Raw genomic sequence first — 9,508 nt, forward strand, 5'->3', positions numbered from 1 at the left:
GCAGCGGGCCGCTGCGAAACCGTCCGGAAGCGTCGTGTCGCGGCCCCTTGGGGTGGAGCCGCCGGCGCTCCCCGGCTTCGAAAAGGACGGTAGGCCCGGAAAAATCCGTTTTCAAATTAACAAGATTTAATTCTGCCTGTCGCGAAACGGCCGGAATTTCAGCGCTTTACGGCCGAAAGTTGGCATGCCGCCGTTAACGTATCCCTCGCGCAGACGGCCGCAGGCGATTCAAAAGATTCGTGCTTTCGGCTAGAATCGCCGCAGGAGAGCGCCACGTCACATCTGCCGGGAGATATACCCATGTCATTGCCCTCATCCATGTCCTATGTCGGGCTCAGCGAATATGGCGGCCCGGACAATCTCGTGGTGATGGAGGGCAGGACGCCGCAGCCGAGGAGCGGCGAGATCCTCGTGCGCGTCGCAGCCGCCGGCATCAACCGGCCGGACGTGCTCCAGCGCAAGGGCGATTATCCGCCGCCGCCCGATGCAAGCCCCATCCTTGGCCTGGAGATCGCGGGCGAGGTGGTGGCGATCGGCGAGGACGTCACGGGGTATGCGCTCGGCGACCGTGTCTGCGCGCTGGCGAACGGCGGCGGCTATGCGCGGTACTGCGCGGTGCCGGCGACCCAGGCGCTGCCGTTCCCCAAAGGCTTCGACGCGGTGAAGGCGGCGGCCCTGCCGGAGACCTTCTTCACCGTCTGGGCGAACCTTTTCATGATGGCCGGGCTGAAGCGCGGCGAGAGCGTGCTCATCCACGGCGGCACCAGCGGCATCGGCACGACGGCGATCCAGCTCGCCAGCGCCTTCGGCGCGCGCGTCTTCACGACGGCGGGCACGGCGGAGAAATGCGCGGCCTGCCTCGATCTCGGCGCCAGCCGCGCGATCAACTACCGCAGCGAGGACTTCTGCGCCGTCATTGCCGAGGAGACCGGCCGGGCCGGCGTCGACGTCATCCTCGACATGATCGGCGCGGCCTATTTCGAGCGGAACCTGAAGTCGCTCGCCCGCGACGGGCGCTTGTCGATCATCGCCTTCCTCGGCGGCACCTTCGCGGAGAAGGTGAGCCTTGCGCCCATCCTGCAGAAGCGCCTGCACCTGATGGGCTCGGCCATGCGCCCGCGCACGGCGGCGGAAAAGCAGGAGATCCGCGACGCGCTGCTGGAGAACGCCTGGCCGCTGCTGGAGGAGGGGCGCATCGCCCCGGTGATCCACGCCGTCATGCCCTTCGGCGAGGCGGCGGCCGGTCATCGCATGATGGAGCACGGCGATCACATCGGAAAGATCATGCTGACTTTCGACTAGGGCAAATCCAGCCGGGGAGAAATCGCCCCCGGCGCCGGAGGATGCGGGAGCATGTCCGCCGAGCCGACGCGCTCGGGGCTCAGTCCGCCTGCTCGATCCGGTCGCGGCCGAGATGCTTGGCGCGATAGAGCGCCCGGTCGGCCCGCTCGAAGAGGTCTTCCGCCGCATTGCCGCAATATTCCGCGACGCCCGCGGACATGGTGTAGGCGCAGCCGAGGCCGATGCGGTTTTTCTCTTGCGCCACATGGCGGCGCAGCCGCTCCACGGCGCGCGTCGCCTCCCGAAGGCCGGCGCCCGGCATCAGCATCAGGAATTCCTCTCCGCCGACCCGGGCGAAGGTGTCCCCACCGCGCAACTGCCGCCGCCCGGCGGCGGCGAAGTGCCGGAGCACCTCGTCGCCCCTGGCATGGCCGAAGCGGTCGTTGATCGTCTTGAAGTGATCGAGATCGATCAGCGCCAGCGAGAGCTGCGTGCAGTCGCGGAAGGCGATCCGCATTTCCGCATCCAGCCGCGCCATCGCCGCGCGGCGGTTGAACAGGCCGGTGAGCGGGTCCGTATCGGCGGCGAGCTGGGCCGCATCGCAGGCAAGCTGCAGCATGTGCTCGTTGGACTTGAGCATGGTGATGTCGGTGAAGACGCTCCACAGCCAGCCGCCGGCAAGCAGCGTCTCGTTCACCAGGAACCAGCGGTCGTCGCGGATGTCGATCTCGAAGGTGCGCTGCGGGGTGCTGCGCCGCTTGGCGCTGGCCATGTCGAGGAAGGCGTCGATCGGCCCGCTCATCTTCGGCCCGACGCTTTTCTCATGGCAGCGGCGCATGATGTCGGCGAAGGTACGCGCGCCCGGCTGCACGTCGAAAAGCGCGCGGAAGGCGGCGGAGCCGTAGGACAGCTCGTCATCCGGCGAGAACAGCGCGCAGGCGACACCGGAGGCCTCGAGCCCGGAAAGGACGAGGTCCGTCGTCGCCCGTTCCCGGAGGCATGCAAGCGGCAGGATCGCATCGGCATGTGCCATGCCGCGTCCGCCCGGCCACCTGTGCCCGTCGTTGCGTCTCACCCGCCGCTTTCCTTTCCAAGACAGGATCGCCGGGAATCGCGCCGGTCGATCGTCACCCTTTGTGGCAGAAGGCGGCGGGGTCGCAATGAAGACTGTCGGTTTCTGTTAACAAATCCTCAACCCGCGGCAGCGCCCTTTCCTGCGGGAAGGCGGATGGCGAGGAGGATCGCCAGCGCCGCCGGCAGGGCGAGCAGCGCATAGAGCCAGCGTGCCGCCGTCAGCGCCCCGTCGACGCCGCCGGGGCTCGCCAGGCCCGTCGAATTGGCGATGATGCCGGCGAGCGCCGCCCCGAAGGCCGCGCCGAGCGCCTGCATGGTGGTGATCGCCGCCGAGGCCTTGTCCGTCTCGCCGGCCGGCGCGAGCTGCAGCACATGGGTGACGAGATGCGCCCAGCCCATGCCGATGCCGAAGCCCATCAGGAAGATGAAGACGGTGGCGACGGCGAGCAGCACGAGGCTGCTCGCCGGGTTGTGCCGGGCGAGCGTGACGGCGAGGAGGGCGGTCGCCAGCGCCTCCATCAGCGCGCCGGCGACGATCACCCGGTTGGCGCGCCGTCCCGTGAGGCCGGCGCTGGCGAAGGCCGCGGCCGTCCAGCCGAGCGCCAGCAGCGCCACGAGATAGCCGGAGACGAGCGGGCTCACGCCGTGCAGCACCTGCAGGAAATAGGGGATGTAGATGTCCGAGCAGACCGTCACCAGCAGCATCAGCATGATGAGGTAGACGCGGGCGAGCGGCGAGAAGAGGCTGATCGTGCCGGCCGGCAGCAGCCGGCCTTCCGCCCGCCGCTCGATCGTGATCGCCGCGAGGACCGCGAGCACGGCGGCGGCCGCGAAGGCGCCGCGCAGCGCCGGCGCCTCGACGGAACTGGCGAAGGACAGGACAACCACGGCGGCGACGAGCAGCACGATCTGCGGGAAGGGCGTCTTCGTCGTCACGCGCTCGCCGTCGCCCGGCGGCAGCAGCTTCGGCGCGGAAACGGCCATCAGCACCGACAGCGGAACGAGCAGGGCGAAGGCCTCGCGCCAGGCGCTGCCGGCCGCGAAGATGCCGCCGATCGTCGGGCCGAGGAAGGTGGCGATGCCCCAGGCGGCGGCATAGAGCGTCGAGGCCGTGCTCCATAGCGGCTCGGGATAGACATGGCGGATGAAGGCGTAGCCGAGCGCCACCAGGAACCCGGCGCCGAGCCCCTGGATCGCCCGGCCGGCGAGCACCGTCTCCATGGTGGGCGCGATGGCGCAGACGAGGCTGCCGATGCCGAAGAGCAGCGCGCCGGCCCTGTAGCAATGGTTGAGCGTCACCTTCTCCGGCCGGACGGCGACGAAGGTGGAGCCGAGCACGGAGGCCGCGACATAGATCGTCGTCGCCCAGGCGAAGAGCGCAAGGCCGCCGATGTCGCGCACGATCGAGGGCATCAGCGTGGCGGTGATATAGGTCTCCACCGCATGCAGCATGATGCCGCCGCCGAGCATCAGCGTGCCGAACAGATAGGCGCGGGAAAACAGGCTGGAAAGCCGCGGCGCGGCTTCCTTGGACGATATGGCGCTCTCGGACATGGGAACGGGCCTTGCTATGCGAAATGCGGTGGAAACAGACGTGACACGGCGCAAAACGGAGTTCAAGCCGTGACTTTTCGGTGAAAATGCGGGGCAGGGGACCGGATTTGCCATCCAGGTCCTGCGGGCTGCATCTCTTCTGCAAGGGTAGGCTAATGGAGCGACACCCCCCTCTGCCCTGCCGGGCATCTCCCCCACAAGGGGGGAGATTGGATGGAGGACCGTTTCGCCAAATTACGACGTGGCTGATTGAGCAAGGTCTTCGCCTCTTGCCGATCTCCCCCCTTGTGGGGGAGATGCCCGGCAGGGCAGAGGGGGGTGCCGCTCCATACGCGTGCCCTTGCTGCAAGGAGAGCAGGGAAAACCCCGGCCGCGCCGTTACGGGTTCCATTCTCCCGCCACCTGCCGGGTCGCGACATTGAACCGGTTCCACACATTGATCGCGGCGATCTCGACGACGAGGGCGGCGAGCGTCTTTTCGTCGTAGTGGCGGGCGGCCTCGTTCCAGATCGCATCCGGCACCGCCTCCTCGCGGTCGGCGATGCGCGTCAGCGCCTCGGTCAGCGCCAGCGCGGCCCGCTCCGCGTCGGTATAGAACGGCGCCTCGCGCCAGGCGGCGACGGAGAGGATGCGCCGGTCGCTCTCGCCGGCCTTCTTCATGAGGCGCGGATGCAGGTCGACGCAGAAGCCGCAGCCGTTGATCTGGCTGGCGCGCAGATGCACGAGATGGATGGTCTTTTCCGGCAGCGCCGTCTTCTGCGCGGCGCCCTGGAGGGCGCGCATGGCGGCTGCGGCATCGGGAAGGACGGCGGCGATATTGGTCATACGGGATTGCATTTCATCACTCCTTGCATTGTTTTCAGCGTCGACGGTCGCGAACCCTGTCACACCGGTGCGGCTTCGTTCGTCATGGCCATGACGCCGCTGGACGAAGGAGTGTGACCGATGGAGAAGAAAAATTTCTGGGCCGACCGTTTCGAGGCCGAACGCGGGCGCCTGCGCGCCGTTGCCCTGCGCATGCTCGGCTCGCAGAGCGAGGCCGAGGACGCGGTGCAGGAGGCCTGGCTCCGGCTGGAGCGGACAGGCGGCGGCGATATCGGCAATCTCGGCGGCTGGCTGACGACCGTCGTCGGCCGCATCTGCCTCGACATGCTGCGCGCCCGCGCACGGCGCCGCGAGGACCCGATCGACGGCGAGGGCGGCGAGGACCGGCATGCCTATGCGGGCGCGGCGGCGGACGAGCAGGCGGCGCTTGCCGATTCGGTCGGCCTTGCGCTGCTCGTCGTGCTGGAGCGCCTGACGCCGGCCGAGCGGCTCGCCTTCGTGCTGCACGACATGTTCGACGTGCCCTTCGAGGAGATCGGCCGCATCGTCGACCGCTCGCCCGCGGCCGCCCGCCAGCTCGCCAGCCGCGCCCGCCGCCGCGTGCAGGGCCTGCCGGACACGCCGTCCGCGGATTACGAGCGCCGCAGGAATGTCGTCGCGGCCTTCCTCGCGGCCTCGCGCGACGGCGATTTTTCCGGCCTGCTCGCCGTGCTCGATCCCGACGTCGTCTTCCATGCGGATGCCGATGCGGTGCGGCTCGGCTCGCTCGCCGAGATCCACGGCGCCGATGCCGTCGCCACGAACTTCAAGGGCAAGGCGACCGCCGCACGGCTCGCCCTCATCGACGGCCGGCCGGGCCTTGCCGTCATCCTCGGCGGCGAGCTCAGGATCGTCGTGCGCATGGAGGTGGAGGGCGATCACATCGTCGCGATCGAATCGATCGCCGACCCCGCCCGCATTGCAGGGTTCGAGATGGAATATCTGTAGGAGGGCTTTGCGCCAAGGCGCTGTTACCCTTCCTCCGTCACCCTCGGGTCAAGCCCGAGCATGACGGAGGAAGGGTATGCGTCCGCCGGAAAAGGCCGCTAGATGCCGATGCGCCCGATCGCCGGGATCTTGATCGCCGGCCGATAGAGGTCCACGCCGGCGACGAGGCCCATGATGTGCAGCTCGATCCCGGAGCGCAGCCCGGCGGAGATGCCGAGGAGGCCGTAGAGCGTCGCATGCACGTCCCTGCCGTCGGGATCGACCGCGAAGATCCTGCCTTCCGGCAGGTAGTCGCGCCCCACCGCATCCGGCGGCAGCACCACGCCGAGTTCCGGCACGGAGCGCAGCACATGGGCGACGAAGGTGTTGGAATTCGGCCCCGGCCACATGCGGTAGCCGCCCGGCTTGGAATAGGGGTAGGCGGCGATCGCCGCCTCGATCCTGGGGATCAGCCGCGCCGCCTCCTCGCCGCTGACGCTGACCACCACGCGCGGCGTGTTGGAATACCAGAAGGCATCCGGCGCATAGCCGTTTTTGCGCACCGGCGTGCCCCAGCCGACCTTGTCGTAGCGGTTGTAGCTCCCGTTCGCCGCCTTGGTGACGATCCAGGCATGGCTCGAGACCGCGCCCTTCAGGCCGCCGGTGGCGGCGGAGAAGACGTGGATCGTCGCCTGCGGCGTGTCTTCCGCCTTCGGCAGGATGCCGGCGGATTTCCAGTTCGCCTCCCGCCAGCTCTGCGGCCGCTCCTTGATGTACCAGTAGCCCGCCGAGGCGAGCGCCGGCATGAGGTAGATGACGAGGAAGAGGACAAGGACGTTCCTCAACAGTTTCATGCGCGGCGCCTCCGAAATCGCGTGTGCGGGCCCTGGTTTTCGGATAATACCGCATCCGAAACCGGAAATTTGAGGGCATGAACATGGCAAACCCCGTCCTTGTCGAGGTCACCCGCGGCAATCTCGTCGAAAGCCGCCATCGCGGCATGGTCGTCGCGGTCGACGGCGATGGCAAGGTGGTGTTTTCGCAAGGGGATATCGAGGCCGGGATCTTCCCGCGTTCGGCCTGCAAGGCCATGCAGGGCCTGCCGCTCGTCGAAAGCGGCGCGGCGGATGCCTATGGCTTCGGCAACAGGGAGCTGGCGCTCGCCTGTTCCTCGCACAGCGGCGAGCCGGAACATGCAAGCCTTGCCGGCGCCATGCTGGCCGCCGCCGGCGTCGACGAGGGCGTGCTGGAATGCGGCGCCCACTGGTCCTTCGAGCAGCCGGTGCTTGTCAGCCAGGCGCGCGGCCTCGAGCGGCCGACGGCGCTGCACAACAACTGCTCGGGCAAGCATGCCGGCTTCGTCTGCGCCGCCTGCCACACCGGCAAGGACCTCAAGGGCTACGTGCGCTACGAGCACCCCGTCCAGGCGGAGATCCGCGGCGTCATGGAAAGCCTGACGGGCGCCGCGCTCGCCACCGACAATTGCGGCGTCGACGGCTGCTCGATCCCCACCTATGCCGTGCCGCTGAAGAGCCTCGCGCACGGCTTCGCCAGGATGGCGACCGGCACCGGCCTTGCGCCCGGGCGCGCGAAGGCCGCCCGCCGCCTGATCGATGCCTGCATGGCCGAGCCCTTCTACGTCGCCGGCACCAGGCGCGCCTGCACGCGTCTGATGCAGACGGCCCCCGGCCGCATCTTCGCCAAGACCGGCGCCGAGGGCGTCTTCTGTGCCGCCATCCCCGAAAAGGGCATCGCCATCGCCCTCAAATGCGAGGACGGCACGACCCGCGCCGCCGAAAGCATGGTCGCCGCCACGCTCGCCCGCTTCTTCGCCGACGAACCCGACCTCCACGCCGCCCTGATGGCCGAGGCTAACCGCTCCATGTCCAACTGGAACGGCATCCATGTCGGCGACGTCCGCGTCACGGATGCCTTCGCGGCCTGAAATTGACGCCCTATGACGTCATGCGTTATGATGGCGCATGATCAAGAGCTTCGCCGACCGCGAGACCGAGCGAATCTGGTCCGGCCGTCGAAGCCGGCGGCTTCCGGCGGACATGCAGGCCATCGCGTTGCGCAAGCTGCGCATGCTGTATGCCGCACGCAGCCTGACGGACCTGCGCGTGCCGCCGGGAAACCGGCTGGAGCTCTTGAAGGGAAACCTGGCCGGGCTTTATTCGATCCGGATCAATGACCAGTGGCGCATCTGCTTCGGCTGGTCGGAAGGAGATGCCATCCATGTCCGCATCCTCGACTACCATGACTGACGGTAACCTGCTGCCCAACCCGCATCCCGGCGATATCCTTCTGGAGGAGTTCCTGCAGCCGATGGAGATCAGCCAGAATGCGCTCGCCCGGGCAGTGCACGTGCCGCCGCGCCGCATCAACGAGATCGTGCTCGGCAAGCGCCAGGTCACTGCGGATACGGATCTTCGGCTGACACGCTATTTCGGCCTGTCGGAAGGCTATTTCCTGCGTCTTCAGGCCGAGTTCGACCTGATGCAGAAGCGCCGCGAGATCGGCCGGGATCTCGACCGCATCGTTCCGCGTGACGCGGCCTGATCAACCCTCGACGATCTCCACGTCCAGCTCCCGGTAGGGCGCGAGCGTGTCCGGCGGGAGGCCGGGCGGCAGGAGGAGGCCGGTGGCGGCGGCGAGCGGCAGGATCTTCCAGGGCGAGGCGCTGCCGAGCTTTTCCCGCGTCAGCGGGACCCAGGTCGCGGCGGCGTTTTCGGCGATGGTGCGCTTGGTGGCGGCTTCCTCCATGTCGCCGGTGGTCAGGCCGTGCGTCGGATGTGCGGCCGTCACGCCCATGAAATAGAGATCCGCCTTCAGGCCGCGTATGGTCTCCAGCGCGAGGGCGCCCGTCGACACCATGGAATGTTTGTAGAGCCTGCCGCCGACCAGCACGACCTCGGCGGTCGGGTGGCGTTCGAGCTCGCAGGCGATGGTCGGGCTGTGCGTCACCACCGTGAAGGCGAAGGTGCGTGGCAGCAGGCGCGCAAGCGCCGCCGTCGTCGTGCCGCCATCGAGGAACACCACCTGGCCGGGCTCGACCATCGCCGCCGCCCGGGCGCCGAGCGCGGTCTTCTCGTCCGTCGCGACCGCCTGGCGCGCCGAAAAATCCGGCAGCGGCGGGGAGAGCGGCAGCGCGCCGCCATGCACGCGCTTGAGCAGGCCGTCGGCCGCCATTTCCCGCAGGTCCCGCCGGATCGTGTCCTCCGACAGATCGAGCTCCGCTGCCAGCGCCTTTGCGACGATCTCGCCGTCGCGGCCGAGGCGCCGGGCGATCAGGGCTTTTCTCTGGCTGGTCAGCATGCATTTGCACTCCGTCTTGACTCTGCATGAAATTACACGAATATTCGTGAAATATCCAGAAAATTCCGGATATTTCATGCATCAATCGTAAGGAGTAAGACATGCTGATCCTGATTGCCGGCCCCTATCGTTCGGGCACCGGAGACGATCCCGTGAAGATGGCGGAGAACCTGAAGCGGCTGGAGGCGCCGTCCTATGCGCTGTTCAAGGCCGGCCATGTGCCGATGATCGGCGAGTGGGTGGCGCTGCCCGTCTGGCGCGCCGCCGGGGGCGGAACGGTGGGCGACGCGCTGCACGAGGAGATCTTCTACCCGACGGCGCACCGCCTGCTGGAGCTCTGCGAGGGCGTGCTGCGCCTGCCGGGGGAGTCAAGGGGAGCGGACAATGACGTGCGCATCGCCCGCGAACGCGGCCTTCCGGTCTGGCACCGGCTGGAGGATGTGCCGGGCTGCGCGGCGGCTGCATAATTTCGCAGGCCCGTGTCGGGAAG

The 9,508-nt window shown here is 68.2% G+C and carries 11 protein-coding genes; 6 read left to right on the plus strand and 5 right to left on the minus strand.

Annotated features, from left to right (window positions below; translation table 11 throughout):
* Window positions 1-300 precede the first annotated feature (300 nt).
* Window positions 301-1,302, plus strand: a complete 1,002-nt coding sequence (locus AABQ55_RS09165; RefSeq protein WP_272804798.1) for an NAD(P)H-quinone oxidoreductase — start codon at window positions 301-303, stop codon at window positions 1,300-1,302.
* A gap of 79 nt (window positions 1,303-1,381) precedes the next feature.
* Here AABQ55_RS09165 and AABQ55_RS09170 read toward each other — a convergent pair whose 3' ends face one another.
* The 3 genes from AABQ55_RS09170 to AABQ55_RS09180 all read right to left on the minus strand — a co-directional run bounded on the left by AABQ55_RS09170 (window position 1,382) and on the right by AABQ55_RS09180 (window position 4,746).
* On the minus strand, window positions 1,382-2,314 hold the full coding sequence (locus AABQ55_RS09170; RefSeq protein ID WP_272804799.1) for a sensor domain-containing diguanylate cyclase: 933 nt from the start codon (window positions 2,312-2,314) through the stop codon (window positions 1,382-1,384).
* 158 nt (window positions 2,315-2,472) lie between these two features.
* Window positions 2,473-3,909 carry an MFS transporter gene (locus AABQ55_RS09175; RefSeq protein WP_245082343.1) on the minus strand — a complete coding sequence of 479 codons (1,437 nt, stop codon included), beginning with the start codon at window positions 3,907-3,909 and terminating at the stop codon, window positions 2,473-2,475.
* 378 nt (window positions 3,910-4,287) lie between these two features.
* Window positions 4,288-4,746 carry a carboxymuconolactone decarboxylase family protein gene (locus tag AABQ55_RS09180; protein WP_245082340.1) on the minus strand — a complete coding sequence of 153 codons (459 nt, stop codon included), beginning with the start codon at window positions 4,744-4,746 and terminating at the stop codon, window positions 4,288-4,290.
* Between the two features lie 108 nt (window positions 4,747-4,854).
* Here AABQ55_RS09180 and AABQ55_RS09185 point away from each other — a divergent pair, with 108 nt between their 5' ends.
* Entirely contained in the window at window positions 4,855-5,721 is an 867-nt protein-coding gene (locus AABQ55_RS09185) for a sigma-70 family RNA polymerase sigma factor (protein ID WP_272804800.1), read from the plus strand.
* A 98-nt stretch (window positions 5,722-5,819) separates the two neighbouring features.
* On the opposite strand, the gene AABQ55_RS09190 is transcribed toward AABQ55_RS09185, so the two are convergent.
* The gene (locus AABQ55_RS09190) at window positions 5,820-6,554 is read right to left on the minus strand and encodes a DUF3750 domain-containing protein (protein WP_272804801.1); all 735 of its coding nucleotides are present in this window, start codon (window positions 6,552-6,554) and stop codon (window positions 5,820-5,822) included.
* Between the two features lie 83 nt (window positions 6,555-6,637).
* On the opposite strand from AABQ55_RS09190, the gene AABQ55_RS09195 reads away from it, so the two are divergent.
* Genes AABQ55_RS09195 through AABQ55_RS09205 form a run of 3 tightly spaced genes read left to right on the plus strand, consistent with a single transcriptional unit; the run spans window position 6,638 to window position 8,262 of the window.
* Complete coding sequence (locus tag AABQ55_RS09195) at window positions 6,638-7,645, plus strand: asparaginase (RefSeq protein ID WP_245082333.1); 1,008 nt, start codon at window positions 6,638-6,640, stop codon at window positions 7,643-7,645.
* 37 nt (window positions 7,646-7,682) lie between these two features.
* On the plus strand, window positions 7,683-7,967 hold the full coding sequence (locus AABQ55_RS09200) for a type II toxin-antitoxin system RelE/ParE family toxin (protein ID WP_272804802.1): 285 nt from the start codon (window positions 7,683-7,685) through the stop codon (window positions 7,965-7,967).
* Window positions 7,939-8,262: a HigA family addiction module antitoxin gene (locus tag AABQ55_RS09205; protein ID WP_245082331.1), complete on the plus strand. Its 324-nt coding sequence runs from the start codon at window positions 7,939-7,941 to the stop codon at window positions 8,260-8,262. Before AABQ55_RS09200 ends, AABQ55_RS09205 begins: the two co-directional genes overlap by 29 nt.
* Here AABQ55_RS09205 and AABQ55_RS09210 read toward each other — a convergent pair whose 3' ends face one another.
* Complete coding sequence (locus AABQ55_RS09210; protein ID WP_272804803.1) at window positions 8,263-9,018, minus strand: DeoR/GlpR family DNA-binding transcription regulator; 756 nt, start codon at window positions 9,016-9,018, stop codon at window positions 8,263-8,265.
* A gap of 101 nt (window positions 9,019-9,119) precedes the next feature.
* On the opposite strand from AABQ55_RS09210, the gene AABQ55_RS09215 reads away from it, so the two are divergent.
* Window positions 9,120-9,485, plus strand: coding sequence for a DUF4406 domain-containing protein (locus tag AABQ55_RS09215; RefSeq protein ID WP_245082328.1), 366 nt, complete (start codon window positions 9,120-9,122; stop codon window positions 9,483-9,485).
* The last annotated feature ends 23 nt before the right edge of the window (window positions 9,486-9,508 follow it).

The organism is Shinella sp. WSD5-1 (assembly GCF_963942435.1).
Taxonomy (GTDB): Bacteria; Pseudomonadota; Alphaproteobacteria; order Rhizobiales; family Rhizobiaceae; genus Shinella; species Shinella yambaruensis.